This is a genomic window from Streptomyces sp. NPDC007901, assembly GCF_042959465.1.
GTDB lineage: Bacteria > Actinomycetota > Actinomycetes > Streptomycetales > Streptomycetaceae > Streptomyces.
In genome coordinates, this window is sequence record NZ_JBIBKW010000019.1 from 111,017 (window position 1) to 137,612 (window position 26,596).

General features: G+C 73.9%; 20 protein-coding genes and 1 pseudogene. 13 read left to right on the forward strand and 8 right to left on the reverse strand.

Features of this window, described 5'->3' with window-relative positions; translation table 11 throughout:
* The first annotated feature begins 54 nt into the window (after nucleotides 1–54).
* The 6 genes from ACFZDK_RS42210 to ACFZDK_RS42235 are packed head-to-tail and all read left to right on the forward strand — an operon-like array spanning nucleotide 55 to nucleotide 14,878.
* Nucleotides 55–6,876 carry an SDR family oxidoreductase gene (locus ACFZDK_RS42210; RefSeq protein WP_390980900.1) on the forward strand — a complete coding sequence of 2,274 codons (6,822 nt, stop codon included), beginning with the start codon at nucleotides 55–57 and terminating at the stop codon, nucleotides 6,874–6,876.
* A gap of 1 nt (nucleotide 6,877) precedes the next feature.
* Nucleotides 6,878–11,530: a beta-ketoacyl synthase N-terminal-like domain-containing protein gene (locus ACFZDK_RS42215; RefSeq protein ID WP_390980902.1), complete on the forward strand. Its 4,653-nt coding sequence runs from the start codon at nucleotides 6,878–6,880 to the stop codon at nucleotides 11,528–11,530.
* Entirely contained in the window at nucleotides 11,527–11,844 is a 318-nt protein-coding gene (locus ACFZDK_RS42220) for an acyl carrier protein (protein WP_359226744.1), read from the forward strand. Before ACFZDK_RS42215 ends, ACFZDK_RS42220 begins: the two co-directional genes overlap by 4 nt.
* A gap of 3 nt (nucleotides 11,845–11,847) precedes the next feature.
* Nucleotides 11,848–12,663 (forward strand): alpha/beta fold hydrolase, encoded by an 816-nt coding sequence (locus tag ACFZDK_RS42225; protein ID WP_390980905.1) that lies wholly within the window; start codon nucleotides 11,848–11,850, stop codon nucleotides 12,661–12,663.
* Nucleotides 12,660–13,826 carry a nucleotide disphospho-sugar-binding domain-containing protein gene (locus ACFZDK_RS42230; RefSeq protein ID WP_390980907.1) on the forward strand — a complete coding sequence of 389 codons (1,167 nt, stop codon included), beginning with the start codon at nucleotides 12,660–12,662 and terminating at the stop codon, nucleotides 13,824–13,826. The genes ACFZDK_RS42225 and ACFZDK_RS42230 overlap by 4 nt, the downstream gene beginning before the upstream one ends.
* Nucleotides 13,823–14,878, forward strand: coding sequence for a methyltransferase domain-containing protein (locus tag ACFZDK_RS42235; protein WP_390980909.1), 1,056 nt, complete (start codon nucleotides 13,823–13,825; stop codon nucleotides 14,876–14,878). Before ACFZDK_RS42230 ends, ACFZDK_RS42235 begins: the two co-directional genes overlap by 4 nt.
* 7 nt (nucleotides 14,879–14,885) lie before the next feature.
* On the opposite strand, the gene ACFZDK_RS42240 is transcribed toward ACFZDK_RS42235, so the two are convergent.
* A complete protein-coding gene (locus ACFZDK_RS42240; protein ID WP_390980911.1) occupies nucleotides 14,886–15,878 on the reverse strand; it encodes a lysylphosphatidylglycerol synthase domain-containing protein in 993 nt (330 codons plus the stop codon).
* Nucleotides 15,879–16,080: 202 nt separating this feature from the next.
* Between ACFZDK_RS42240 and ACFZDK_RS42245 the strand changes: the two genes are divergently transcribed.
* Complete coding sequence (locus ACFZDK_RS42245; RefSeq protein WP_390981061.1) at nucleotides 16,081–16,725, forward strand: VTT domain-containing protein; 645 nt, start codon at nucleotides 16,081–16,083, stop codon at nucleotides 16,723–16,725.
* A 90-nt stretch (nucleotides 16,726–16,815) separates the two neighbouring features.
* On the opposite strand, the gene ACFZDK_RS42250 is transcribed toward ACFZDK_RS42245, so the two are convergent.
* The gene (locus ACFZDK_RS42250; RefSeq protein ID WP_390980913.1) at nucleotides 16,816–17,343 is read right to left on the reverse strand and encodes a DapH/DapD/GlmU-related protein; all 528 of its coding nucleotides are present in this window, start codon (nucleotides 17,341–17,343) and stop codon (nucleotides 16,816–16,818) included.
* 109 nt (nucleotides 17,344–17,452) lie between these two features.
* Between ACFZDK_RS42250 and ACFZDK_RS42255 the strand changes: the two genes are divergently transcribed.
* Complete coding sequence (locus tag ACFZDK_RS42255; RefSeq protein WP_390980915.1) at nucleotides 17,453–18,217, forward strand: DapH/DapD/GlmU-related protein; 765 nt, start codon at nucleotides 17,453–17,455, stop codon at nucleotides 18,215–18,217.
* Nucleotide 18,218: 1 nt separating this feature from the next.
* Here ACFZDK_RS42255 and ACFZDK_RS42260 read toward each other — a convergent pair whose 3' ends face one another.
* Nucleotides 18,219–19,076 (reverse strand): EamA family transporter, encoded by an 858-nt coding sequence (locus ACFZDK_RS42260; protein WP_390980917.1) that lies wholly within the window; start codon nucleotides 19,074–19,076, stop codon nucleotides 18,219–18,221.
* Nucleotides 19,077–19,191: 115 nt separating this feature from the next.
* On the opposite strand from ACFZDK_RS42260, the gene ACFZDK_RS42265 reads away from it, so the two are divergent.
* Together ACFZDK_RS42265 and ACFZDK_RS42270 are read left to right on the forward strand one after the other, a co-directional pair.
* Complete coding sequence (locus ACFZDK_RS42265) at nucleotides 19,192–19,764, forward strand: cupin domain-containing protein (RefSeq protein ID WP_390980919.1); 573 nt, start codon at nucleotides 19,192–19,194, stop codon at nucleotides 19,762–19,764.
* 30 nt (nucleotides 19,765–19,794) lie between these two features.
* The gene (locus tag ACFZDK_RS42270; RefSeq protein WP_390981063.1) at nucleotides 19,795–20,349 is read left to right on the forward strand and encodes a YbaK/EbsC family protein; all 555 of its coding nucleotides are present in this window, start codon (nucleotides 19,795–19,797) and stop codon (nucleotides 20,347–20,349) included.
* Here ACFZDK_RS42270 and ACFZDK_RS42275 read toward each other — a convergent pair.
* Entirely contained in the window at nucleotides 20,346–21,473 is a 1,128-nt protein-coding gene (locus tag ACFZDK_RS42275) for a cation diffusion facilitator family transporter (protein WP_390980921.1), read from the reverse strand. The genes ACFZDK_RS42270 and ACFZDK_RS42275 overlap by 4 nt on opposite strands.
* Before the next feature lie 62 nt (nucleotides 21,474–21,535).
* Here ACFZDK_RS42275 and ACFZDK_RS42280 point away from each other — a divergent pair, with 62 nt between their 5' ends.
* Entirely contained in the window at nucleotides 21,536–21,913 is a 378-nt protein-coding gene (locus tag ACFZDK_RS42280) for a metalloregulator ArsR/SmtB family transcription factor (RefSeq protein WP_390980923.1), read from the forward strand.
* Between the two features lie 136 nt (nucleotides 21,914–22,049).
* Here the strand turns inward: ACFZDK_RS42280 and ACFZDK_RS42285 are convergent.
* Nucleotides 22,050–22,364: pseudogene (locus tag ACFZDK_RS42285) on the reverse strand (MarR family transcriptional regulator); the annotation flags it as partial.
* On the opposite strand from ACFZDK_RS42285, the gene ACFZDK_RS42290 reads away from it, so the two are divergent.
* On the forward strand, nucleotides 22,348–22,575 hold the full coding sequence (locus ACFZDK_RS42290; RefSeq protein ID WP_390980925.1) for a hypothetical protein: 228 nt from the start codon (nucleotides 22,348–22,350) through the stop codon (nucleotides 22,573–22,575). The pseudogene ACFZDK_RS42285 and the gene ACFZDK_RS42290 overlap by 17 nt on opposite strands.
* Entirely contained in the window at nucleotides 22,545–22,943 is a 399-nt protein-coding gene (locus tag ACFZDK_RS42295) for an MFS transporter (protein WP_390980927.1), read from the forward strand. The genes ACFZDK_RS42290 and ACFZDK_RS42295 overlap by 31 nt, the downstream gene beginning before the upstream one ends.
* A gap of 4 nt (nucleotides 22,944–22,947) precedes the next feature.
* Here the strand turns inward: ACFZDK_RS42295 and ACFZDK_RS42300 are convergent, their stop codons facing one another.
* The 3 genes from ACFZDK_RS42300 to ACFZDK_RS42310 all read right to left on the reverse strand — a co-directional run bounded on the left by ACFZDK_RS42300 (nucleotide 22,948) and on the right by ACFZDK_RS42310 (nucleotide 26,516).
* Nucleotides 22,948–24,171: a 4-hydroxybenzoate 3-monooxygenase gene (locus tag ACFZDK_RS42300; RefSeq protein WP_390980929.1), complete on the reverse strand. Its 1,224-nt coding sequence runs from the start codon at nucleotides 24,169–24,171 to the stop codon at nucleotides 22,948–22,950.
* Nucleotides 24,172–24,246: 75 nt separating this feature from the next.
* The gene (locus ACFZDK_RS42305) at nucleotides 24,247–25,884 is read right to left on the reverse strand and encodes an amino acid permease (protein ID WP_390980931.1); all 1,638 of its coding nucleotides are present in this window, start codon (nucleotides 25,882–25,884) and stop codon (nucleotides 24,247–24,249) included.
* Between the two features lie 218 nt (nucleotides 25,885–26,102).
* On the reverse strand, nucleotides 26,103–26,516 hold the full coding sequence (locus ACFZDK_RS42310; RefSeq protein WP_390980933.1) for a CoA-binding protein: 414 nt from the start codon (nucleotides 26,514–26,516) through the stop codon (nucleotides 26,103–26,105).
* Nucleotides 26,517–26,596 lie beyond the last annotated feature (80 nt).

A 26,596-nucleotide genomic window follows, 5' to 3' on the forward strand; every position in this document is an offset into this window, starting at 1 on the left:
CTTTCCGCCGCACACATCCCCCACCGTGCTGTCCTCCCGATTATTCGGAGCATCATGACGTTGCCTGTGCGTGCCGTCGACCTGATCATCTGCATCACCCCTTTCGGGCAACCCGATGCCAGGCTCGCCACGGCGGCCTGTGCCGCCGGCGGACTCGGCGTCCTCGACCTGGGGCCCGGTGACCGAAGAACCCGGGAGGCGCTGACCCGGCTGAAACGGGCGGCACCGGGACCGTACGGCGTGCGGGTGGCCGCGGGCTGCGCGCTCACCCCGGCGGACCTGGGCCCGGCACCCGACACGGTGGTGTTGGCCGCCGAAGCGCCCTGGAGCGTCGCTCAACTCGCCCGACATTCAAGGGTGTTGGCGGAGGTCACCGATCTGGGCGCGGCACGCGAGGCGGTCGCGGCCGGAGCGCACGGGCTGATCGCCCGGGGCGCCGAGAGCGGCGGCCGGGTCGGCTCGCTGAGCACCTTCGTCCTCCTCCAACAGCTGCTCGCCGCACAGGAGTTGGACGTGCCGGTCTGGGCCTGCGGAGGCATCGGACCGCGTACGGCGGCTGCGGCTGTGGCCGGAGGCGCCGTCGGGGTCGTCCTGGACAGCCAGCTGGCCCTGCTCGCCGAGTCCCGGCTGCCCGAGGCGACGGCCGCCGCGCTGCGCACCCTCGACGGCTCCGAGACCGTCGTCCTGGCCGGACACCGGGTACTGCACCGCCGCGGCCCGGACACCGTACGGCCGCCCGCCGACGACCCGGTCGCGGTCGCCGCGCTGCTCGGCGCCGAGGATCCGCGCACCCAGCTGCTGCCGGTGGGCCAGGACGGCTTCCTCGCCGCGCGGTTCGCCGAGCGGTGGGGCGATGTGCGCCGGACCGTACGGGAGTTGACGGCCGAGATCCGCACGGACCCGGGCGCGGCCGAGGCGCTGCGTCCCGCGACCTCCGCCATGAGCCGCGCCCTCGGCACCCGGCTGCCCGTCGCCCAGGGTCCGATGACCCGGGTGAGCGACCGGGCCGCCTTCGCCGCCGCCGTCGCCGACGACGGGGCGCTGCCCTTCCTGGCGCTGGCACTCGCGGACGGCACCCGCACCCGCGAGATGCTGACCGAGGCCGAGGCCGTGCTCGACGGCCGGCCCTGGGGCGTCGGCGTGCTCGGCTTCGCCCCCGAAGAGCTCAGGAACGCCCAGCTCGACGCCGTACGGGAACTGCGGCCCAGCCACGCGATCGTCGCGGGCGGCCGGCCCGCCCAGGCCGAGGCGCTGGAGCAGGCAGGGATCAGCACCTTCCTGCACGTGCCCTCGCCGGGCCTGCTGCGGCAGTTCCTGGAGGCCGGGGCCCGGAAGTTCGTCTTCGAGGGCTCCGAGTGCGGCGGCCACGTCGGACCGCGCGCGAGCTTCCCGCTCTGGGAGGCCCAGCTCGCCGTCCTGGAGGACTTCCCGGACGTCGAGAGCCTGGAGGTGTTCTTCGCGGGCGGCGTCCACGACGCACGCTCGGCCGCCATGGTCGCCGCGCTCGCCGCGCCCCTCACCGCCCGGGGCGCGGCCGTCGGCCTGCTCATGGGCACCGCCTACCTCTTCACCGAGGAGGCGGTGGACCAGGGGGCCATCCAGCCCCTCTTCCAGCGCCAGGTCCAGGCGGCCTCCGCCACCGCGCTCCTGGAGACCGCGCCCGGCCACGCCACCCGCTGTGTGCCCAGCCCGTTCACCCTCGACTACCACAAGCGGGAAGCCGAGTTGCGGGCCGCCGGAGTGCCCGACCGGCGGCTGTGGGAGGAACTGGAGCGGCTCAACGTCGGCCGGCTGCGCATCGCCAGCAAGGGCGTCGAGCGCACCGACGGCGGCGAGTTGGCGCGCGTTGATGAGGAACGCCAGCTCGACGAAGGGATGTTCATGGCCGGAGAGGTCGCCGTGCTGCGCTCGGCGACCACCACGGTGGCGGCCCTGCACCGCGCGGTGACCGACGGCGCGGCCGACTTCCTGGCGGAGCGGTCTGCGGTGGAGCAGCGGCCGGAACCGCCCGCGCCCGCCCCGCTGGACATCGCCGTCGTCGGCATGGCCTGCATGTTCCCGCAGGCCCCCGACCTCGCCACCTTCTGGGCGAACGTGGTCGCAGGGCACGACGCGGTCACCGAGGTCCCGCCCGAGCGCTGGGACCCGGCCGTCCACCACGCCGACGGCAGCACCACCTCCAAGTGGGGCGGCTTCCTGCCGCCGATCCCCTTCGACCCGCTGAGCTACGGCATCCCGCCCGCCTCCCTCGGCCATATCGAACCCGTCCAGCTGCTCGCCCTGGAGGCGGCGCGACGGGCGCTCGACGACGCCGGATACGGCGAGCGGGGACGGCGGTTCGACCGCTCGCGCACCTCCGTGGTCTTCGGCGCCGAGGCGGGCAGCGACCTCTCCAACGCGGGCACGCTGCGGGCCGTGCTGCCCTCCTACTACGGCAAGGTGCCCGAGGGGCTGGAGGAGCAGCTGCCCCGGCTCACCGAGGACTCGTTCCCGGGCATGCTCGCCAACGTCATCTCGGGGCGGATCGCCAACCGCCTGGACCTGGGTGGCGCCAACTTCACCGTGGACGCGGCCTGCGCCTCCTCGCTGGCCGCCGTCGACGTCGCCTGCAAGGAACTCACCGCCGGCACCAGCGACGTGGTGCTGTGCGGCGGCGCCGACCTGCACAACGGCATCAACGACTACGTCCTGTTCTCCTCGGTGCACGCCCTCTCACCCACCGGCCGCTCCCGCGCCTTCGACGGCTCCGCCGACGGCATCGCGCTCGGCGAGGGCGTGGCCTGTGTCGTCCTCAAGCGCCTGGCCGACGCCGAACGCGACGGCGACCGAATCTACGGTGTGATCAAGGGCCTCGGCTCGTCCAGCGACGGCCGCTCCCTGGGCCTGACCGCGCCCCGCCCCGAGGGCCAGCGTGCCGCGCTGCTCCGCGCGTACCGCAACGCCGGCATCTCCCCGGCGCGGGTCGGCCTGGTCGAGGCGCACGGCACCGGGACCGTCGTCGGCGACCGCACCGAACTCACCATTCTCAGCGAGGTGTTCGCGGAGGCGGGCGCGGAGAACGGCAGTTGCGCGCTGGGCTCGGTGAAGTCCCAGATCGGGCACACCAAATGCGCCGCCGGACTCGCCGGACTGATCAAGACCACCCTGGCCCTGCACACCGGCGTCAAGCCGCCCACCCTGCACCTGGAGCGGCCCAACCCGGCCTGGACCGAGGACGACAGCCCGTTCGCCTTCCACACCGAGGCCCGCCCCTGGGCGGCCCCGGCCGCCGAACGGGTCGCCGGGGTCAGCGCGTTCGGCTTCGGCGGCACCAACTTCCACGTGGTCCTGGAGGCGTACGACGGCGCCGTACCGACCGAACAGGGTCTGGACACCTGGCCCGCCGAGCTGTTCCTGTTCCGGGGCCGCGACGAGAAGGCCGCCCACCGGGGCGTCGAGGAGATCCTGCGGGCGGCCGAGTCCGGCTCCTGGCGGTTGCGCGACCTGGCGCTGGCCGCGGCCCGTCGTTCGGACGCCTCACCCGAGCCGGTGCGGGCCGCGGTGGTGGCGGAGGACGTGGCCGGGCTGGCCGGGCAGTTGCGGCGGGTCCTGGCGGGGGAGCGGGACCCGCGCGCCGGGATCCACCTGGCCGGTGCGGAGCAGGACGTGCACGCCAAGGTCGCGTTCCTCTTTCCCGGCCAGGGCAGCCAGCGGCCCGGCATGCTCGCCGACGTCCTCATCGCCTTCCCCGAACTCCAGCACTACCTGCAGCTCGGCCGGGCCCACGCCGACGCCCTCTACCCGCCCACCGCCTTCGACGACACCACCCGCGAGCGCCACCGGGCCGCCCTCACCGACACCCGGGCCGCCCAGCCCGCCCTCGGCATCACCGGCCTCGCCGCGCACGCCCTGCTCACGGCGGCCGGCATCCGCCCCGACATGGCCGCCGGACACAGCTACGGCGAACTCGTCGCCCTCAGCGCGGCCGGCGCCCTCACCCCCGAGACCCTCCTGGACCTCAGCGCCGAACGCGCGGCCGCGATCCTGGCCGCCGCGGGCGACGAACCCGGCACCATGGCCGCCGTGTCCGCCGGAGCGCGGGACGTCGAGCGGGCGCTGCGCGCGGCCGGAGCCCCGGACGCCGTGGTCCTCGCCAACCACAACTCGCCGCAACAGACGGTGATCTCGGGCCCGACCGAGGAAGTCACCGAAGCGGTACGGCTGTTGCGCGAGGCCGGACTCGGCGCCAAGCGGATCCCGGTGGCCTGCGCCTTCCACAGCCCGGTCGTGGCCGGGGCGGGCGACCGGTTCGCGGAGGTCCTGGCGGACACGGCCGTACGACCGCCCGAATTCCCGGTGTGGTCCAACCGCACGGCCGCCCCCTACCGGCCGGACGCCGACGAGGTGCGTGCCGAACTCGCCGCCCAGATCGGCTCGCCCGTCGCCTTCGCCGCCCAGATCGAGGCGATGTACGAGGCCGGGGCCCGGGTCTTCGTCGAGGCCGGACCCGGCACCGTCCTCACCCGGCTCGTCGGGCAGATCCTCGGCGACCGCCCGCACACCACCGTGGCCTGCGAGCCCCGCGCCGACAGCGGACTGCGCGGCTGGCTCGACGCGTTCGCCCGGCTGGCCGTGGCCGGCATGCCGGTACGCACCGCCTGGCTGCTGCACGGCCGCGACGCCGTGGACGCGCTCCGGACCCCGGCGCCGAAACGGCCCGGCTGGACGGTCGACGGACAGCTCGTGCGCACCGCCGCCGGAGACCTCCTGCCCGGTGCCCTGGCACCGGCCCGACGAGTCGTGGAGACGACGACTGTGACGAACCAGCCGCACGGCGCCCCGGCCGACCGGGACGCGCTGATCTCCGAGTTCCTGCGCACCAGCCGGGAGATGATCGCCGCCCAGCGCGATGTGCTGCTCACCTACTTCGGGGCGACCCAGGTGCCGGCGGCTCCGGTGCTGCTGCAGCAGCTGCCGCCCGCCGAGGTGGTCGTACCGCAGCCGCAGCCGCAGCCGCAGCCGCAGCCGCTGCCTGCCGCCCCCGTGGCGGAGGCCGGGCCCGAACCCGAGGAGACCACCGACGTCGAGCGGGTCGTCCTGGAGATCATCAGCGAACGCACCGGATACCCCGTCGACATGATCGAGCCCGACCTCGATCTGGAGGCGGACCTGAGCATCGACTCGATCAAACGGGCCGAGATCGCGGGGGAGCTGGCCAAACGGCTCGGGATCGCGGGCGGGGCGGAGACCCTGGACGACAGCGAGCTGGAGGAGCTGGCCAAGGCGCGGACGGCGGCCGCCGTGACGGGGTGGCTGACGGCGCGGGTCGGCGGGCCCGCCACCGAACCGGAGAAGCCCGTCACCGGTGCGGCTCCGGTCGCGGCGGAGCCCCTGGGCGCTGCGGCCCCCGTCGCGGCGGAGGAACCCCGCACCGGAGTGGCCCCCAAGCGCTTCGAGTTGCGGCCCGTCGCCCTGGCGCAGCCGGACCCGGCGGCCGATCCGGCCGCCGTCCTGTCCGGGAAGCGGTTCCTGCTCCTCGGGGAGAACGCACGGCTGGCGGAACGGCTCGCCGGGTACGGGGCCGAGGCCGTGACCGTCGACGCGGACCAGCTGCTCGGCGCGGCGGACGGGACCGTGGACGGGGTGCTGTACCTGGGCGCCCTGTCCGGCGGCGACACCTCCGTGCTGCCGGACGCCTTCCCCGTGCTGCGGGCGGCCCTGGCCAGCGGTCCGCGCTGGCTGCTGGCCGCCCGGCCCGCCGACGGCGAGGACGCGGCGCGCTCCGCCGGGCTGCACGGCCTGTTCCGTACCGTCGCCCGGGAGTACCCGGACACGGTCGCCCGGGTGGTGACCCTCGGGGACGTGGCACCGGACGCCGTCGCCGACGCGCTGATCGCGGAACTGCTCGCCCCGGAACCGGTCCCCGTCGTGCTGCGCACGGCCGCCGGACGGCAGGGGCTCGAACTGGCCGAGGTCCCGCTGGGCGCGCTCGCCGGCACCGGTGCCGGACCGGCCGGGGAGGGGGCCGCCGAGGCCGCCGCGCTCGGCCTGGACCGGGACTCGGTGGTGCTGCTGGTCGGCGGGGCGCGGGGCATCACCGCGACGTTCGCGGCCGGTCTCGCCGCCGCCTGCCGCTGCCGGATCGAGCTGCTCGGCCGGACCCCCGCGCCCACCGGCCCGGAGGCCCCGGACACCGCCCCCGCCCGCACCCCCGCCGAACTCCGCGCGGCCCTCGCCGCCCGCGGTGGACTCAAGCCCGCCGAGGTGGGCCGCGAGGCCGAACTGATCCTCGCTCAGCGGGAGATCACCGCCACCCTGGACGAACTCGCCGCCCTCGGCAGCGAGGCCCGCTACCACGCCGTGGACTTCCGTGACCGGGACGCCGCGCTCCAGGCGGTCAAGGAGATCCATGCCGACCACGGACGCCTGGACGGGGTCGTGTTCGCGGCCGGGGTGATCGAGGACCGGCTGATCGCCGAGAAGACCCCGGAGTCCTTCCAGCGGGTGTACGGGACCAAGACGGCCGGTGCCACGACTCTGCTCGCCGCGCTGGAGGAACTCCCCAACGGCCCCGGTTTCGCCGTGCTGTTCGGCAGCATCTCGGCCGTCCTCGGCAACCGCGGGCAGGCCGACTACGCCGCCGCCAACGACGCCCTGGAGAGCCTCGGCGCCGGCTGGGCGGAGCGCACCGGCAACCGGGCGCTGACCGTGCACTGGGGGCCCTGGGCACCCACCGGCGGCCACACCGGCATGGTCAGCCCCGAGCTCGGGCGCGAGTACGCGCGCCGCGGGGTCAGGCTGATCGACCCGGAGGAGGGCACCGCCGCGCTGCTGCGGGAGCTCGCCTGGGGCGAGCCGTCCGCGCGGGCCGTCGTCTACACCGCCTCGGGCTGGTGACATGACCGACGACCGTCAGACACCGGTCGCGATCGTGGGCATGGCGGTGCTGCTCCCCGGCGCCGCGGGCCTCGACGCGTACTGGAGAAATCTGCGCGACGGCGTGGACGCCATCGGCGAGGTGCCGGAAGGGCGCTGGGACGCGGACTACTACCGGCCGGGCTCCGCGACCGGGCCCGCCGTCCCCGACCAGGTCTACTGCCGGCGTGGCGGCTTCGTGGACGGCCTCGCCGAGGTCGAGGTCACCCGGTACGGGATCATGCCGAACTCCGTCGACGGCACCGAACCCGACCAGCTGATCGCCCTCGACGTGGCCGCCGCCGCGATCGCCGACGCCGGCGGCGAGGAACGGCTGCCCGAACGGCACCGGATCGGCGTGGTGCTGGGCCGGGGCGGCTACCTCACCCCCGGCCTGGTCCGGCTCGACCAGCGGGTCCGGACCGCCGGACAACTCGTGCGCACCCTGGGCGAGTTGGTGCCCGACCTCACCCCCGGCCAACTGGCCCGGGTCCGGGAGGCGTTCACCGAGCGGCTCGGCCCGGCCAGCCCCGAGTCGGCGATCGGCCTGGTGCCCAACCTCGCCGCCTCCCGCATCGCCAACCGCCTCGACCTGCGCGGCCCCGCCTACACCGTGGACGCGGCCTGCGCCTCCTCGCTCGTCGCCGTCGACCAGGCCGTCACCGAACTCACCGCCGGGCGGTGCGACCTGATGCTCGCCGGGGGAGTGCACCACTGCCACGACATCACCCTGTGGAGCGTGTTCTCCCAGCTGCGCGCCCTCTCCCCGAGTGAGCGCATCCGCCCCTTCCACCGCGACGCCGACGGCATCCTGATCGGCGAGGGCACCGGAGTCGTCGTCCTCAAGCGCCTCGCCGACGCCGAACGGGACGGCGACCGCGTCTACGCCGTGATCCGGGGCACCGGGGTGGCCAGCGACGGCCGCAGGGCCGGACTCGTCAACCCCGACCCCGGCGGCCAGGCCCATGCCGTACGCCAGGCCTGGCGGGCCGCCGGACTCGACCCCGCCGCACCGCACTCGGTCGGCCTCCTGGAGGCGCACGGCACCGCGACCCCGGCCGGCGACACGGCCGAACTCACCACCCTCGCGGAGGTGTTCGGGCCCAGCGGATCCAACGGGCTCAGTGACGAGCGCGCCGTACTGGGCTCGGTGAAGTCGATGATCGGCCACACCATGCCGGCCGCCGGAGTCGCGGGCCTGGTGAAGGCGGCCCTCGCCCTGCACCACGCCACCCTGCTGCCCACCCTGCACTGCGACGACCCGCACCCGGCCCTCGCCGCCACCCGCTTCCGCACCCTGGACCGGGCCGAACCCTGGGAGACCACCCCCGAACGGCCGGTCCGCAGGGCCGGGGTGAACGCCTTCGGGTTCGGCGGGATCAACGCGCACGTGGTGCTGGAGGAGGCACCGCGCGGGCAGCAGGCCACCCGTCCCGCCCGCGTCCAGGCCACCGAGCCCGAGCGCATCCTGCTGCTCGCCGCCGACAGCGCCGACGGCCTCGCCGAGCTGCTGGACACCTCCGACTCCGCCCTCCTCGCCGCCGGTCTCGACCCCGTCGGCACCCACCCGGAGGCGGGCCCGGTCCGGCTCGGCGTCGTCGACCCCACCGGCCGACGGCTCGCCCTCGCCCGCCGCGCCGTCGGCAAGGGCCGGGCCTGGCAGGGCCGCAACGACGTGTGGTTCCGGCCCGTCCCGCTGCTGCGCACCGGCGGACTGGCCTTCGTCTTCCCGGGTCTGGAAGGCGAGTTCACTCCCCGCGTCGACGACATCGCCGCGCATTTCGGCCTCCCCACCGTCGCCGGGCCCGTCGCACAGGGCGTGCGGGTCGGTGACGTAGGCCGTCATGGGTTCGGTGTCGTCGGCGTGGGGCGGCTGCTCGACAAGGCGCTCCGCCGGATGGGCGTGGTCCCGGACGCCGTCGCCGGGCACAGCGTCGGCGAGTGGACGGCGATGGCGGTCGCCGGGCTCTACTCGGGCGAGCAGGTCGACGCGTTCATGGGCGAGTTCGACCCCGACGCGGTCACCGTCCCCGGCCTCGCCTTCGCCGCGATCGGCGCCCCCGCCGACCGGGTCCTCGCCGCACTCGACGACGACTGGGCGGACGCCGGGATCGTCCTCTCCCACGACAACGCGCCGGGCCAGTCCATGGTCTGTGGCCCCGACCGGGCCGTGGAGGGCTTCGTCCGCGCCTTCCGCGCCGACGGTGTCCTGTGCCAGGTGCTGCCGTTCCGGTCCGGCTTCCACACGCCGATGCTGGAGCCGTACCTGACCCCCATCAAGGAGGCCGCCGAGCGCTTCCGGCTGCACCGGCCGACCGTCCCGGTCTGGTCCGGCACCACCGCGGCGCCCTTCCCGGAGGCCGAGTCGGCGGTGCGGGAGCTGTTCGTCCGGCACCTGCTGGAGCCCGTCCGCTTCCGGCAGCTGGTCGAGGCCCTCTACACCGCCGGGCACCGCACCTTCGTGCAGACCGGCCCCGGCCAACTGGCCTCCCTCATCGGCGACATCCTCGGCGACCGCGACCACCTGGCCGTCGCCGCCAACTCCCCGCACCGCTCCGGCATGGCCCAACTCCGGCGCGTGGCCACCGCGTTGTGGACGGCGGGCGGCACGGTGGCCCCGGCGGTGCCGGTGGCGGCGAGCGGCGCGACCACGGCCGTACGACACCGCCCGCCCGTCCGTCTGGACCTCGGCGGCGCGCTGGTGTCCCTGGACGGGCCGGTTCTCGCCGCACTCCGTGCCGAGCTGGGCGGCGGAGCGCGGGGCACGGCGACGCCGGTCCCCCGGCACGCCGCCGCGGGCTCGTCCCCGCTCGACGACCTCGCCGTACGCATCCCGGCCGCCGCCGAACTGAGCGCGCTCCTGCGCGACACCGCCGACACGGCGGCCGCCGTACTCGGCGCGATGCGCACGACATCCGCGGCTCCGGCCAGGACTCCCGTGCCGTCGGCCGCGATTCCCGTGCCGCCGGACACGGCACCCGTGCCGTCGGCCGTGAGATCCGGGCCTCCGGCCACGTCGTCCCGCACCCCCACCCCGCCCCCCGGCCCCCGCCCCCACGTCCCGGCCGCCGCAGCCCCACCATCCCGCGCCGGCACCCTGCGGGTGTCCCCCGAGGCGATGCCCCACCTCCTCGACCACTGCTTCTTCCCGCAGCGCCCCGACTGGCCGGACGTCGAGGACCGTTGGCCGGTGGTCCCCGCCACCACGATCGTCCGGCACATGACGGACGCGGCGGAGGAGGCCACCGGTCTGCGGGCGGTGGCCGTGCACCGGGCCCGCTTCGACCGCTGGCTCACCGCCACCCCCGCCGTCGACGTCCCGGTCACCGTCACCCCCGAGGGACCCGGCCGGGTCTCCGTCACCTTCGGCCCCACCGCCCGTGCGGTCGTCGAACTCGCCCCGGGATACGCGCCACCCTCCGCCGCCCCCGCGCGCCCCCCGGCCCCCGAACGCACCCCCGACCACACCGCCGCCCAGCTCTACTCCGAGCGCTGGATGTTCCACGGCCCGGCGTTCCAGGGCGTCACCGAGCTCACCGCGATCGGCGACCGGCACGTCCGCGGAGTGATCACCACGCCCGCCGCCCCGGGCGCGCTCCTCGACAACGTCGGCCAGATCCTCGGCTACTGGATCATGGCCACCCGCACCGAGCGGACCGTCGTCTTCCCCGTGCAGATGCGGGAGATGCGCTTCCACGGCCCGCACCCGGCCCCCGGCACCGAGGTCGGCTGCCTGGTGCGGATCACCTCGCTCACCGACACCGTCCTCGAGGCGGACGTGGAGCTCACCGTCGACGACCGGCTCTGGGCGAGCATCGGCGGCTGGCAGGACCGCCGCTTCGACAACGACCCGCAGACCCGCCCCGTCGAGCGCTTCCCCGAGCGCAACACCCTCTCCGAGGCCCGGCCCGGCGGCTGGGTACTGCTCCACGAACGCTGGCCGGACCTGGCCTCCCGTGAGCTGATCATGCGCAACTCGCTGGGCGGGGCGGAGCGTTCGGAGTACGCCGAGCGCCCGCCGCGCGGCCGCCGGCAGTGGCTGCTCGGCCGGATCGCCGCCAAGGACGCGGTACGGCAGTGGCTCTGGCAGCACGGCGAGGGCCCCGTCTTCCCGGCCGAACTGCGGGTCCGCAACGACGCGTCGGGCCGCCCGTACGTGGTCGGCGTGCACGGCCGCGCGCTGCCCGCCCTGGACGTCTCCCTCGCCCACCGGGCCGAGGCGGCCGTGGCGATCGTACGGCCGCACACCCCGGGACCCGGCCCGGGCATCGACCTCGAAGAGGTCACCGAACGCGACCCGGCCACCCTGGAGGCGGCGCTCGGCGCGGACGAACTCCGGCTGCTGCGCACGCTCTCCACGGGCGGGACCGGCGCGCTGTGGTTCACCCGGTTCTGGGCCGCCAAGGAGGCCGTCGCCAAGGCGGAGGGCACCGGATTCGACGGCCGGCCCAGGGACTTCGCCGTCCTGGAGGCGGCCCCGGACGGCAGCCTGCTGCTGGTCTCGGGCCGGCTGGAACGCGCCTACCCGGTGCACTGCGCGCCGGTCCGCAATCCCCCCGCACTGCCGGACCGCGACTACGTCGTGGCCTGGACGACCGGACCGGCAGCCGCAGACCCAGAGGAGGACCCGCGATGAACCCCACCGAGCCCGAAGTCCGCGCCGACGAGGAGGCGGTGCTCGCCGATCTCGGCCGGATGCTCCGCACCCTGCTGGAGGAGTACGGCGACGACGACGCCGAGATCGGCATGAGCACCACCTTCAACCGCGACCTGGAGCTGGAGAGCATCGACCTGGTCACCCTCGCCGGGCTGCTCGAGGAGCGGTACGGCAAGCGGGTCAACTTCGCCGAGTTCCTGGCCGGGATGGAGTTCGACGAGATCATCGAGCTGACCGTCGGCCGGCTCGTCGAGTACGTCGTGTGGAGCCTCAAGGCCACGGAGGCGGGCTGAGCCATGGCGATCGTCGACACCGGAGACGTCCGGCTGCACGTGCAGAGAATGGGCCCGGCGGAGGGCCGGGTCCCCGTCGCCACCGTGGTCCTCGTCCACGGACTGCTCACCGACAGCCTGGCCAGCTACTACTTCACCGTGGCCCCCGCCTTCGCCGCCTCCGGCCTCGACGTGGTCATGTACGACCTGCGGGGCCACGGCCGCAGCGGCCGTCCGCCCGGCGGCTACACCCTCGACCACAACATCGACGACCTGGAGGCCCTGCTCGACCACCTGTCGATCACCGGCCCGGTCCACCTCGTCGGCAACTCCTACGGCGGCACCATCGCCTTCGGCTACGCGGCCCGCCACCCCGGGCGCACGGCCAGCCTGACCCTCATCGAGTCCGAACCGGCGACCGCCGCCTGGGCCGCGAAACTCGGCGGCATCCTGCACCGGGTGGTCACCGAGCTCGCCCACAACGAGTCGGACGCGATCGCCTGGATCACCGCCCACCGCAGCCACAACACCGCCCGCCTGGCCAAGGGGGCGGCCCGGCTCGCCCGCGAGACCAGCCTCGGCCGGGACATCCCCGCCAGCCGGGTCCTCACCGAGGAGCAGATCAGCGCCGTTCGCTGCCCGGTCCTCGGGGTGTACGGCGGCGACTCGGACCTCGTGGAGGCGGTGCCGCTGAAGGAGGCGCTGCTGGCGGACTACCGGTCCGTGGTGCTGCCGGGGCACGAGCACTCCGTGCTGGTCGAGGCGTCCGGCACGGTCGGCGGCCACATCCTGGAGCTGATCCACTCGGTCGGCTCGGCGCGGACGGCCGGGGTCCGGTGAGCGGCTTCCTGTTCGTCGTCCCGCCGCTGGTCGGGCACATCAACCCGGCCGTCGGCGTCGCCGCCGAACTCACCGCGCGCGGGCACCGGGTGGCCTGGGTCTGCCCGGACGCCGGCCTGGTGCACCGGCTCGCGGGACCGGAGGCCACGGTGTTCCCGTGCGCGGGCGCCGTGGAGGGCGAACGCCCCGCCGACCTGCGGGGCGCGGAGGCGCTGAGGTTCCTGTGGGAGTGGTTCCTGGTGCCGCTCGCCGACGCGATGGCGCCCGGGGTCCGGGACGCCGCCGACGCCTTCCGCCCCGACGTCGTCGTCGCCGACCAGCAGGCCTTCGCCGGCGCCCTGGTGGCCGAGCGGCTCGGCCTGCCCTGGGCGACCTCGGCGACCACGTCCGCCGAGTTCGGCGGGGCGTACGACGGCATCCCCAAGGTCGCCGAGTGGCTCCGGGCCCGCCTGGCCGAACTGCGTGAGCGCATCGGGGACCCGGCGGGCAGCGCCGACCCGCGCTTCTCGCCGCGGCTGACGCTCGCCTTCACCACCCCCGAGCTGGCGGGCAGCACCGACCGTCCGGCGATCCGGTACGTCGGCCCGTCGATCTCCGCCCGCCCGGCCGCCGACGGCTTCCCCTGGGACTGGCTGGACCCGGGCCGGGAGCGGGTCCTCGTCTCCCTGGGCACCGCCAACGCGGACGCGGGCGCGCGGTTCCTGGCCGAGTGCGTGAGCGCCGTACGCGACCGGGCCGACCGGGTCCAGGCGCTGGTCGCCGACCCCGGTGCCACCCTGCCGCCCGCACTCGACGACAAAGACGTCCTCGTGCTCCCCTCGCTGCCCCAACTCCCGCTCCTGGAACGGGTCGACGCGGTCGTCTGCCACGCCGGGCACAACACCGTGTGCGAGGCGCTGTGGCACGGCGTCCCGCTGGTCGTCGCCCCGATCCGCGACGACCAGCCGGTGATCGCCGGGCAGGTCGTCGACGCGGGCGCGGGCATCCGGGTCAGGTTCGGCCGGGTCACCGCCGACCGGCTGGGCGAGGCCCTCGACACCGTCCTGTACGAACCCGCCCACCGCACGGCCGCGGCCCGGATCCGCGCCGCCTTCCGCGCGGCGGGCGGCGCGCCGGCCGCGGCGGCCCACCTGGAAGCCCTGGCAGCCGAGGAGACCCGATGAGCAAGCAGAGTGAGATCGAGGCGCTGCGCTCCGCCTACCAGCGGGCCCTGGCCGAGGGAACCGACCGCTTCTTCGAGCCCCGGCGCACCTCCTGCCCCTGGTGCGGCTCCGACCGGCTCACCACCCGGCTGCGCACCACCGACCTGCTCCAGCACAAGCCCGGCGCCTTCGCCCTCGACCGCTGCCAGGACTGCGGGCACACCTTCCAGAACCCGCGCCTGAACGAGGCCGGCCTGGAGTTCTACTACCGCGACTTCTACGACGGCCTCGGCGAGCAGAAGATGAGCGGCACCTTCGGCGGCCGCACCAAGATGTACCAGGGCCGCGCCGAGTCGATGGTCCCGCACGATCCGACCCCCAAGAACTGGCTCGACGTCGGCACCGGCCACGGCCACTTCTGCGAGGCCGCCCGCGAGGTGCTGCCCGGCACCGCCTTCGACGGCCTCGACTTCACCGACGGCGTCGAACTCGCCGCCCGCGAGGGCCGCGTGGAGCACGCCTACCGCGGTGCCTTCCCCGACCTGGCCGCCGACCTCACCGCCCGCTACGACGTGGTCAGCATGTTCCACTACCTGGAGCACAGCACCGACCCGGACCGCGAACTGCGCGCCGCCCACGAGACGGTACGCCCCGGCGGCCACCTCCTCATCGAGGTCCCGGACCCCGAGAGCCGCTACGCCCGCCTCCTGGGCCGCTGGTGGCTCCCGTGGCTCCAGCCGCAGCACCTGCACTTCGTCCCGGCCGCCAACCTCCGCGCCCGCCTCACCGAACTCGGCTTCACCGTCGTCGCCGAACAGCACGCCGAGGCCCACGACCCCGTCGACCTGCTGGCGGCCGTCTGGCTCGCCCTGGACCACACCGCCCCGCGCGAGGACGCCCCCTGGCTGCCGAAACCGCCCGGCACCCTCCAGAAGACACTCCGCGCCACGCTGCTCATCGCGGGCATCCCGGCCCTGATCGCGGGCACCCTCCTGGACCGCTTCGCGGTCCGGCCCCTCTCACACCGCCTCCGCGTCTCCAACGCCTACCGCATCGTCGCCCGCCGCGACTGAAGCGGCCTCACAGCACCTTCGCCCGGATCATCGCCGACAGCACCAGGGCGCCCGGCAGCAGCGGCACCCAGTCGGTCAGCACGCGGTAGCCGATCACGGTCGCGGTGGCCACCGCCAGCGGGGAGCCGAACGCGGCCAGCGTGAACACCAGCGCCGCGTCCACCGCGACCCCGCCGGGCACCGGCACGGCACCGCCGGCCGTGCCCGCCGCCAGATACGCCAGCGTCACGTCCGTCCACGACAGCCCCAGCCCCAGCGCCTCCCCGGTGCAGGCCAGCACGCTCGCCTGCACCAGCGGCATCGCCGTGGCCCCGCCCCACAGGGCCAGCACCCGGGCGGGCCGCGCGTGCACCGTCCGCGCGTCGGTGAACGCCGACCGCACCAGCCCGGTCACCGGCCGCCGCAGCGGTCGCACGACGGCCATCGCCACGCCCGTCAGGGTGAGCACCGCGGCGACGGGGATCAGCACCACACCGTCCGGGAGCAGCTCGCCCAGCCGCCGCCAGGCGGACGAGGACAGCAGGAACACGATCAGCACGACCGCCTTCGCGCCCGACTTGGCCACCGAGTACAGCGCGACCGAGGCGGTGGCCCGCTCCAGGGGGACACCCCGGGTACGCAGGAACCGCACGGTGACGGCGTGCGCGCCGAGCCCGGCGGGCAGCGCGTGGTTGGCGGCGCCGGCGGCGAACTGCGAGGCCAGCAGCAGCCCGGGTGGCAGCCGGTCGGACACGGCGCCCTGCCGCATGCAGGCGGCCACCACCCAGGTCAGGCAGGTGAAGGCGCCCGCGGCCAGCAGCCACGCCGGTTCGGCGTGCGCGAGCCGGGTGACGCCCTCGTACAACAGCGACTGGTTGGTCAGCCCCCAGATCGCCGCGATGAGCAGCGGGGACAGACACAGGGCGAGCCGGAGCGGCCGGCCCGCCATCGAGGGCGCCCGCAGCGGACGCACGGGCGGCGCGTCGGGGCAGGGCGGGGACAGTGAGGACAGTGAGGACACGGGGACGTTGTCCTTCCACAGGGGGCCCGTGGTGGGGAGCCACGAGCGAGCGAGACCGCCGGGGAGCCTTCCCGTCCCGTATGACACCCGGATGTCCGAAAACCGAAGGCGGGAGGGCGGGTGGGTGCCACGGGCGCTGTGGTACCCCGCCGACCCGGTAGCCTTCCTGGGGAAGGAGCACGCGACAGGGGAGGAACCGGCGGTGCACGTCCAGGAATGGCTCGACTCGGTACCGGCGGTCGCCGTCTACGCAGTGGTGGCGCTGGTCATCGGGCTGGAGAGCCTGGGCATCCCGCTGCCCGGCGAGATCGTCCTGGTCTCCGCCGCGCTGCTCTCCTCCCAGCACTCGGGCGTCAACCCGTTCGTCCTCGGCGCCTGCGCCACCGCGGGCGCGGTGATCGGCGACTCCATCGGCTACGCGATCGGCCGCAAGGGCGGCCGGCCCCTCCTCGCCTGGCTCGGCGCGAAGTTCCCGAGACACTTCAGCGAGGGCCACGTGGCCACCGCCGAGCGCTCCTTCGAGAAGTGGGGCATGTGGGCCGTCTTCTTCGGCCGCTTCATCGCCCTCCTCCGCATCTTCGCGGGCCCCCTGGCAGGCGTCCTCCACATGCCCTACTGGAAGTTCCTCACCGCCAACCTCCTCGGCGGCATCTGCTGGGCCGGCGGCACGACAGCGGTCGTCTACTACGTCGGTATCGTCGCCGAGGACTGGCTGAAGAGGTTCTCGTACGTGGGCCTGGCAGCAGCCGTCCTCTTCGGCCTGGCCTCCATGCTGATCGTCCGCCGCAAGGCCAAGAAGGTCCAGGTCACGGAGAAGGAAGCCGAACCTGTAAGCGCCGGTGAGTAGACCCACCCAAGGGGCGCGGGGCGGTATCGATGTGCGGCTACCGCCGCGTGGGCGCGACAAGCCCCCACGCACCCGCACCCGCCACCCCGCCTACTCATGCACCCCGCGATGCGCCTTACCCAACTCCGCATACAAGGTCCCGTTGAGGGTCACCCCCTGCCGTTCCTCCTCGCTCAACTCCCGCCGCACCTTCGCCGGCACCCCCGCCACCAACGACCCCGCCGGCACCACCATCCCCTGCGGCACCAACGCCTGCGCCGCCACCAGCGATCCCGCCCCGATCACCGCCCCGTTCAACACGGTCGCCCCCATCCCGATGAGGCAGTCGTCCTCCACCGTCGCCCCGTGCACCACGGCGTTGTGCCCGATCGACACCCGCTCCCCGATCCGCACCGGAAACCCCGGATCCGCATGCAGCGTGGCGTTGTCCTGCACATTCGCCTGCGCCCCCACGGTGATCGTCTCGACATCCCCCCGGATCACCGCGCCGTACCAGACACTCGCCCCGGCCTTCAGCGTCACGTCCCCGATCACCGACGCGGTCGGCGCCACGAACACCTCGTCCTCGATCCTCGGCTCGCGCCCGCCGATCCCCACGATCAGCGCCTTGTGCGTCATCACGGTCTCCCGTCGTCGTCGATGTCCCCGCAACCTACGCCACCGGCTGGGGCGAAGATCACAGCGGCCCGCCCTCTCGCCGACGGCCCCCGCTGAGTACCGTGACCCCGTGCCGAAGCCCAAGAACACGTTCTCGTCCTGGCGCCGCCGCCTCGCCCAACGCGCGGTGCACGCGGCCTGGTCCTGGGCCCAGCGCGCCGGTTCGGTCACGGCCGAGCACCCGGCAGGGCTCCGTTTCGGCGCCCTCGGCGAAGCCACCCGCCTCGCCTTCCCGCTCGGCACGGTCTTCGGCGAGCCGTGGATCCACCTCGGCTCGCACTGCATCGTCGGCGAGCAGGTCACCCTCACCGCGGGCCTGATGCCCGACCTCGACCTCGGCCCCGACCCGATCCTGCGCATCGGCGACGGGGTGGTCCTCGGCCGCGGCAGCCACGTCATCGCGGACACCACGGTCACCATCGGCAGCGACTGCTACTTCGGCCCGTACGTCTACGTCACCTCCACCAACCACTCCTACGACGACCCGCACGAGCCCATCGGCCGGCAGTGGCCCCGCATGGAGCCCGTGGAGATCGGCCCGGGCTGCTGGATCGGCACCGGCGCGGTGATCTTGCCGGGCGCGCGGATCGGCCGCAACGTGGTGGTGGCGGCCGGCGCGGTGGTCCGGGGCACGGTGCCCGACCACGCCGTGGTGGCGGGCGCCCCGGCCCGGGTCGTACGGCGCTGGACCCCCGAGACCGGCTGGCAGCCGCCGCTGCGCACCCCCGCGCCGGTGCCGATCCCGGACGGCACGACGCCGGAGCAGCTCCGTGCGCTGGCCGAGCTGGACGAGGAGGGTGTGGCGAGGCTCGCCGCGCTGGAGCCCGAGGGCTGACTCAGCCGGTGGCCAGCAGCAGGGTTCCCACCAGCGCCAGCCCCGCCCCCGCCGCCTGGACGGCCCGCAGGCGCTCGCTGAGGAAGCCGCGGGCGGCGAGCGCGGTGACCACGGGGTAGAGCGAGGCGAGCACCGCGGCGACGGTGACCGGGCCGTGCTGGGCGGCGACCGAGTACGTGCCGTTGGCCGCGACGTCGGCGAGACCGACGAAGCCCAGCGCCGGGAGCGTGGACCGGTCGAAGCCGCCCGCCGGCAGCGCGGGCGTGCCCTTGCGCACGGACAGCCACAGGGCCGCGCCGCCCGTCGCGACGCTCGTCAGGCGCTGGACGAACAGGGCCAGGAAGAGGCCGGTGACGTTGGTCGACGCCTCCGTGATCAGCGCGAAGACCGTGCCGAAGCCGCCCGCCGAGACCAGGGTGAGCAGGATCGTCCGGCGCTGGACGGGCGCACCGCGCAACTGCGGGCCGCCCGCGAGCACGACCCCGCTGACGGCGACCGCGATGCCCGCGACCTGTATCAGCCCCGGACGCTCGCCGAGAAACAGCCCGACGCCGACCGGTACCGCGACGCTCAGCGTGGCCAGCGGGGAGACCACGCCCATCGGGCCCAGGGCGAGGGCCTTGTAGAAGGAGAACAGCGCCACCGGCCCCACCAGCCCCGCCGCGAACGCGAACCACAGCCGGGGCCCGGCCTCGCTCCAGCCGCCGGTGGCGAGAACGATCACGCCGAGGACCACCGCCGCGATGCCCTGCGACACCACGACCACCGTGAGCGCCGGGGCACGTCGTGTCAGCAGCCCGCCGCCGAAGTCGGCCAGTCCCCACAGGAGACTGGTGGTCAGGGCGAAGAATGCTGTCACGGCCCGCCTCGCAGTACAGTTCGGTGAACGATCAGGTGCACCCCACCGTAGTTCACCAAGCTGAACTCTGTCATTCAGAATATTGGACCGCGATGCTCTCGACGATGGACGGAACGTGTCGGACCTCGACCTGCTGACCCAGTCCCTGGCCCGCAATGTCAAGCACTGGCGCTCGGTGCGCGGCTTCACCCTCGACGTGCTCGCGGCCCGGGCCGGGGTCAGCCGGGGCATGCTCATCCAGATCGAGCAGGCCCGCACCAACCCGAGCATCGGCACGGTCGTCAAGATCGGCGACGCGCTCGGCATCAGCATCACGACGCTGCTCGACTACGAGCAGGGCCCGAAGGTCCAGATCGTCCCCGTCGAGAAGGCCGTGCGGCTCTGGCACACCGAGGCGGGCAGCTTCAACCGGCTGCTCGCGGGCACCGAGGCGCCCGGCCCGCTGGAGATGTGGGACTGGCGTCTGATGCCGGGCGAGAGCAGCCCCTCGGAGCCGCACCCCACCGGCACGGTGGAGATCGTCCATGTCACCGCCGGTGAACTGACCCTCACCGTCGACGGGGTCGACTACCGGGTGCCGACGGGCGCCAGCGCCTCCTTCGAGGCGAACACGGCCCATGTGTACGGCAACACCGGGGACGTGCCGATGGAGATGGTGATGACCGTCTCCGTCCCGCCCGTGCCCTGAGCCGCCCGTGCCGGGCTGTTAGCGTGCGGACTGCGCGCCCCCATCGGAGACTTCGACACCGCCACCCCCGCCCCCGACTGCCTCGACGAGCTGACGGCCCCGGTCGCCGACGCCGTCCGCCACTGGAGTGGTGCCGTCCCCGCCGACCAGATCGTCTACGTCGAGACGGACCCGCAGTGGGCGGACACCGCGGTCTTCGTCGAGCACTACGGGCGCGAGCTGCTGGAGCAGTCCGCGAACTGCGTGGTCGTGGCCGGCAAGCGCGGCGGCGAGAGCACGCTCGCCGCCTGCCTGGTGCTGTCCACGACCAAGGTCGACGTCAACGGCGTCGTACGCCGCCAACTCGGCGCCCGCAAGGCCTCGTTCGCCCCGATGGACCTGGCGACCGGCGAGACCGGCATGGAGTACGGCGGCATCACCCCGATCGGACTCCCGCGCGACTGGCCCCTGTTGGTCGATTCGGCCGTCGTCGACCTGCCCTGGGCCCTGGTCGGCAGCGGCCGCCGCCGCGGCAAACTCCTGGTCCCCGGCAAGGCGTTCGCCCAGCTTCCCGGCGCGGTGGTGCTCGACGGGCTGGGTGCCTAGGACGACACGAGGTGGTGCGCCAGCGCCAGGTGCGGGTCCGCCTCGCCCGGCGCCGGTGTCGGATCCGCGTGCACCAGGGCCGCCGTCAGCCGCGGTACGGCGTGCAGCAGCGCGTGTTCCGCCTCGACGGCGATGGCGTGTGCCTGCCGTACGGTCGCCTCGCCGTCGACCACGACCGCGACCTCGGCGCGCAGCCGGTGCCCGATCCAGCGCAGCCGCAGCTCGCCCACCGCGCGCACCCCGGGCACCTCGCCCAGCGCCCGCTCGGCCCGGTCCACCAGCTCCGGGTCCACGGCGTCCATCACCCGCCGGAACACCTCGCGGGCCGCGTCCCGCAGCACCAGCGCGATCGCGGCCGTGATCGCCAACCCCACGATCGGGTCGGCGAGTTGCCAGCCGAGGGCCGCGCCGCCGGCCCCCAGCAGCACGGCCAGCGAGGTGAATCCGTCGGTGCGGGCGTGCAGTCCGTCGGCCACCAGCGCGGCCGAGCCGATCTCCCGGCCCACCCTGATCCGGTACCGGGCCACCCACTCGTTCCCGGCGAACCCGACCAGCGCGGCCACCGCCACCGCCGGGACGTGGGTGACGGGCCGCGGATCCAGCAGCCGGTCCACCGCCGTCCACGCGGCGAAGAGCGCCGACGCGGTGATCGTCAGCACGATCGCGATCCCGGCGAGGTCCTCGGCCCGCCCGTAGCCGTAGGTGAAGCGGCGGTTGGCGGCCCGCCGCCCGAGCGCGAAGGCGATGCCCAGCGGTACGGCGGTCAGCGCGTCGGCCGCGTTGTGCACCGTGTCCCCGAGCAGCGCGACCGAGCCGGACAGCACCACGACCACCGCCTGGACGAGCGCCGTGGCCCCGAGCACGGCCAGCGAGACCCAGAGCGCCCGCATGCCCCGTGCCGAGGCCTCAAGGGCGGGGTCGAGCTTGTCGGCCGTCTCGTGGGAGTGGGGCGTGAGGAGGTGGGTGAGGCGATGGCGCAGGCCGCCGGACGGGGAGCGGGGGTGTCCGTGCCCGTGCCCGTGCCGGCGTCCGTGGTCGTGCTGGTGGCCGTGGTCATGGCCGTGGGCGGGCTCACCGTGCCGGTCGTCCGCGTGTGCGTGTTCGTGATGGTGCCGGTCGCTCATGCGGCTCCCCTCTCCGTGCGCGGGACGTGGACATGCGACGCCCTCCACGCCATTATGTGCGTATGAGCGCACGCATGCACCTATCACCTGCGCATCATGCGCATCCGCGCACCCCGGGCGAGGAACAGTTCGCGCTCGCCGCCGAACTCCTCGCCCTGCTCGGCGACCGCACCCGGCTGACCCTGCTGCACGCCCTGACCACGGGGGAGGCCGACGTCAGCACCCTCACCGAGGTGTGCGGAGCCGCGCGGCCCGCCGTCAGCCAGCACCTGGCCCGGCTGCGGCTCGCGGGTCTGGTGGGCACGCGCAAGGAGGGGCGCCGGGTGGTCTACTCGCTGCGCCACGGCCATCTGCGCCTGCTGGTCGAGGAGGCGCTGAAGGTGGCGGACCACCGGCTGACCGAGACCGCCGCCGACAGGCCCACCGAAGCAGGGAGTTGAGCTTCTCCAGCAGGGCGAGCAGCTCGTCGGGATCACCGGTCGCCGCCGCGAGGGCCGGTCCCAAGGGCGCCTCCCGGACGGCCTTCATCCGCCCGGACGGCTCGCCGGCCGGGCTCAGCAGGGTGCGGCGGCCGTCGCGCGGGTCGGGTTCGGCCACGGCCGCTTGGGCGCTGCGCAGCCGGGCCACGCAGTTGGAGACCTGGCTCTGTGCCAGACCGGTGCGCTTGGCGATCTCGGTGACGGTGGTCCGGGGGTGGTCCCGCAGGTCGGCGGTCACGATCAGCACCGTGCCCGTGCTGGTCGGGTGCTCGCCGATGCCGTCGGTGGGGACGGCGGACTCCGCGAGCTTCTGGAGCCGGTGGCCCAGCAGGTAGGGCAACCCCTGGGCCGTCCTGGCCACCCTCTCCTTCGGGTTCTTCATGACCTTGCTCGACATGACGATCGTCAACATCGCGATCCCGGACGTGATGAGCGATCTGCGCACCGGACTCGACCAGGTGATGTGGACCGTCGGCGGCTACACCCTCGTCCTGACGGCGCTGCTGGTGACGGCCGCCCGGCTCGGGGACACGCGGGGGCAGCGGACGCCGTTCCCCGTCGGGGTCGCGGTGTTCACCGCGGCGAGCGCGGTGTGCGGGCCGGCCGGCGGGACGGGGTGCTGATCGCCGCGCGGCTGGTGCAGGGGCTCGGGGCGGCGCTGCTCACCCCGCAGACCATGGCCCTGGTGATGGCCGTCTTCCCGGCCGAGCGGCGCGGCACCGCACTCGGCGTCCGGGGCTCGGTCGCCGGGGTGGCGACCCTGTCCGGACCGACCCTCGGCGGGCCGCTGGTCAGCACGGTCGGCTGGCGCCGGGTCTCCTTCGTGAACGTCCCGATCGGGCTGCTGGTCCTCGCCCTGACCTTCCTGCTGGTGCACGACCTGCGCACCGGCCGCGCCCACCGGCTCGACCTGCCCGGCGTCCTGCTCGCCCTCGCCGGTACGGCCCTCTTCGCGACCCGCACCGCGACCCCGGCCGCCGTGCCGGCGTGACCGGTCAGAACGCGGCGGCCGAACCGAGGTACTGCTCGGCGAAGGCCGTCGCCGCCGCGGGGGAGGTGAACAGCCTGCGCAGCCGGGCCAGGCTGGTGCCCGCGAGGAACGGGTCGCCGGAAGCGGTGCCGTGGTAGATGCCGGACAGGAACTGGGAGAACTCCTGGTAGTCCCAGACCCGGCGCAGCGAGGCGTGGGAGTAGCCGTCCAGTCCGGAGTCGTCGTCCTTCGTGACGTGCGCGGCGAGCGCGTCGCCCAGCAGGAAGGCGTCGTGCAGGGCGAGGTTCATGCCCTTGGCGGCGATCGGCGCCGTCAGGTGCCCGGCGTCGCCGGCCAGGAAGAGACGGCCGAACACCAGGGGTTCGACCACGTAGTCGTGCATGTCCAGCACGCGCTTCTCGATCAGCCGCCCCTCGTGCAGCGGGGGTGCGTCGGTCGCGCCGAGGCGGGCGCGCAGCTCGGTCCAGACCCGGTCGTGCGGCCAGTTCTCCGGGTCGTCGCCCGGCGGGCACTGCAGGTAGTAGCGGGTGACCTCGGGGCTGCGCGCCATGTGCCCGGCGAAACCGTTCGGATGGACGCCGAACAGTACACAGTCCGAGGACGGCGGCGCCTCGGCGAGCAGCGCCAGCCACCCGATGCCGTAGTCCTGCCGCGACACCCGCACCCGCCCCTCGGGGATCGCGTCCCGGGTCACCCCGCGCGCCCCGTCGCAGCCCGCGACGAACTCGCAGCGCAGGACGTGCCGCTCGCCGGTGTCGGGGTCGGTGTACGACACGGCGGGCCGGTCGCTCTCCACGTCGTGCAGCGTGACGTCCCGCACCCCGAACCTGATGTCCCCGCCGCGGACGTCGGCGTACTCCCGGACCAGGTCCGTCACCAGCAACGGCTGCGGATAGACGTAGTGGTGACGATCCGTCAGTTCGTGGTAGTCGAACCGGAAGCGCTCGCCGGCGAAGCGGAACTCGCACACGGAGTGCGTCTGCGCCCGGGCCAGCAGGTTCTCGGCCAGCCCGCGCTGCTCCAGGCCGCGCACCGCCCATTCCTCGATCACCCCGGCGCGCGGCCGGGTCTCGATGAACTGCCTGCTCTCGGTCTCCAGGACCACACAGTCGACGGCGGCGGCCCGCAGGATGTTCCCGACGGTCAGCCCGGCGGGTCCGGCGCCCACGACGACGACCGTACGGCGTTCCTCGGGACCGGAGTTGAGGTGGAGGGAGGGGTGAGTCACCCCCGCATTATGACGGTGTCCCGTCAGCCACGGCAGTGCCGACGTGGCTGACGGGACGTAGGGGGGAGGAGCGGGTCAGTGCGCGGGGGCGTCGGTGACCACGACCTCGTCGATGCTGCGCTCGATGTCCTCGGCCGAGGACGAGGTCGCCTTGGCCCAGTAGTAGACGACCGTCGAGAAGACGGCGATGACCGCGATGTCCCACCACAGCGGGAGGTTGCCCTGGCCGCCGAAGCCGCCCTGCCAGGAGATCACGCCCATGCCCAGCAGGTAGACGGGCAGCCACTGCGCGGCCCTGAAGTCCAGCCGGGGCGCGTCCGGCAGGTTCTTGCCGTGCGCGTAGACGGCGTAGCCGCCGAGCAGCAGGTAGCCGAGCACGATCGCCAGGCCGAGCCGCCACAGGGTGTCCCACCCGGCCCAGTAGATGATCAGGTTGGCGACCACGAACGACAGCGGCGAGATCACCTTGCCGCCGGGCAGCCGGTACGGGCGCTCCAGGCGCGGCAGCTTGTCGGCGAAGACGCCGTACGCCAGCGGGGCACCCGCGTACATCAGCACGCTCGCGGAGGTGATGAAGCCGACCAGCTTGTGCCAGCTCGGGAACGGCAGGAAGCAGATCACGCCGGTCACGAACGACATGATGAGGCCGAACCACGGCACACCGCGCGCGTCGGTCTTCGTGAAGATCTTCGGCGCGTAGCCGTTCTTCGCCAGACCGTAGGAGACGCGTGAGGTGGCGGTGGTGTAGATCAGGCCGGTGCCGCCGGGGGAGATGATCGCGTCGAGATAGAGGATCCACGCCAGCCAGCCGAGACCCACCAGGGTCGCGAGACCGGCCCACGGGCCGTCGTCGCCCGTGTAGTGCAGGTGACCCCAGCCGTGCGCGAAGGAGCTGTGCGGCAGCGCGGCGATGAACACCACCTGGAGCAGGACGTAGATGACGGCGCCGATCGCCACCGAACCGAGCGTGGCGCGCGGCAGGTCCCGCTTGGGGTTGCGGCTCTCGCCCGCCAGCTGGATGGCCTGCTCGAAACCGAGCAGCGCGAAGATGATGCCGCTGGTGCTGATCGCGGCCAGCACGCCCTTGGCGCCGAACGGCGCGAAGCCCTCCGAGTGGAAGTTGGCGGGGTGGAAGTTGGTCGCGGCCATGACGAAGATCGCGCCCAGTGGGACGGCGATCTTCCACCAGGTCGCGGCGCTGTTGGTGTGCGCGAGCGCCCGTACGCCGAAGAAGTTCACCCCGACGAAGACCGCCATGAGCACGATCGCCACCAGCAGGCCGCTGGTCGTCAGGGTCTTGTCGGCGTGCTGGAAGTGCCGGGCCCACGACCAGTGGCCGGCGTAGCCGATCATCGCCTCGACCTCGATCGGCGCCACGGTCGCGGCCTGCAGCCAGGAGAACCAGCCGAAGGACATGCCGGCCAGGCCGCCGAACGCGTAGTGCGGGTAGCGGGCCGTACCGCCCGCCACCGGGAACATGCCGCCGAGCTCGGCGTGCACCAGGGCCAGCAGCACGATCGCCACCGCGCCGATCACCCACGAGATGATCGCCGAAGGGCCTGCCTGCATGACCGCGTCGTGCGCGCCGTACAGCCAGCCGGACCCGATGATCGAGCCCACCGAAGCCCACATCAGGCCGATCAGCCCGACGTTCCGCCTCAGACCGCCCGAAGGTGTGATGTCCTCCGTCGCGGCTTTCTCGACACTCACCATGTCAAGTGGCCTCTCATTTTCTGAACGCAGATTTAACGAGCAAGAGGCCATAAGTTAAGGGCGAGTGCCGGACGGACTGAAGCGTGTTGCCCAAAACTTGACCCTCGATCTTTCCTGTCTTGGCCAAAGCTTTTACACAGGTCAGTGAGGGTCACAGAATGTCCGTATTCAGTTGAGAAATGTGAGAAGAGGGTAAGACAGGCAAGCTCAAATAAAGCTCAAATCCGCTTCAGTCCCGGAATTTCGATCGCCGGGCACCGGTCCATCACCATGTCCAGCCCCGCCGCCCGCACCCGCTCGTACGCCGCCTCGTCGACCACCCCGAGCTGGAACCACACCGCCTTCGCACCCTTCGCCACCGCCTCGTCCGCGACCGGACCGGCCAGCTCGCCGTTGACGAAGACGTCCACCACGTCGACGTCGAAGGGGATGTCCGCCAGTGAGGCGTAGCCCTGCTCGCCGTGTACCGTCTCCGCCCTGGGGTGCACCGGCACGATCCGCTTGCCGAACCGCTGCAGCACCTGCGCCACCCCGTACGCCGCACGTCCCCGGTTGGATGACAGTCCGACCACCGCCCAGGTGTCACCCGTCTCGGTCAGGATCCTGCGGACCGTCGCTTCGTCGCCGTACACCGTCGGCCTCCTTGACTGGGGGGGGGAACGTCCGCCCTCGCCAACAGCACCCGCCGGACCCTGATTCCCCGGCCCGCGCG

Coding starts and splice junctions, on each gene's coding strand:
- ACFZDK_RS42210 (WP_390980900.1), top strand. CDS start 55: ATGACGTTGCCTGTGCGTGCCGTCGACCTGATCATCTGCATCACCCCT.
- ACFZDK_RS42215 (WP_390980902.1), top strand. CDS start 6,878: ATGACCGACGACCGTCAGACACCGGTCGCGATCGTGGGCATGGCGGTG.
- ACFZDK_RS42220 (WP_359226744.1), top strand. CDS start 11,527: ATGAACCCCACCGAGCCCGAAGTCCGCGCCGACGAGGAGGCGGTGCTC.
- ACFZDK_RS42225 (WP_390980905.1), top strand. CDS start 11,848: ATGGCGATCGTCGACACCGGAGACGTCCGGCTGCACGTGCAGAGAATG.
- ACFZDK_RS42235 (WP_390980909.1), top strand. CDS start 13,823: ATGAGCAAGCAGAGTGAGATCGAGGCGCTGCGCTCCGCCTACCAGCGG.
- ACFZDK_RS42250 (WP_390980913.1), bottom strand. CDS start 17,343: ATGACGCACAAGGCGCTGATCGTGGGGATCGGCGGGCGCGAGCCGAGG.
- ACFZDK_RS42275 (WP_390980921.1), bottom strand. CDS start 21,473: ATGAGCGACCGGCACCATCACGAACACGCACACGCGGACGACCGGCAC.
- ACFZDK_RS42280 (WP_390980923.1), top strand. CDS start 21,536: ATGAGCGCACGCATGCACCTATCACCTGCGCATCATGCGCATCCGCGC.
- ACFZDK_RS42290 (WP_390980925.1), top strand. CDS start 22,348: ATGACGATCGTCAACATCGCGATCCCGGACGTGATGAGCGATCTGCGC.
- ACFZDK_RS42305 (WP_390980931.1), bottom strand. CDS start 25,884: ATGGTGAGTGTCGAGAAAGCCGCGACGGAGGACATCACACCTTCGGGC.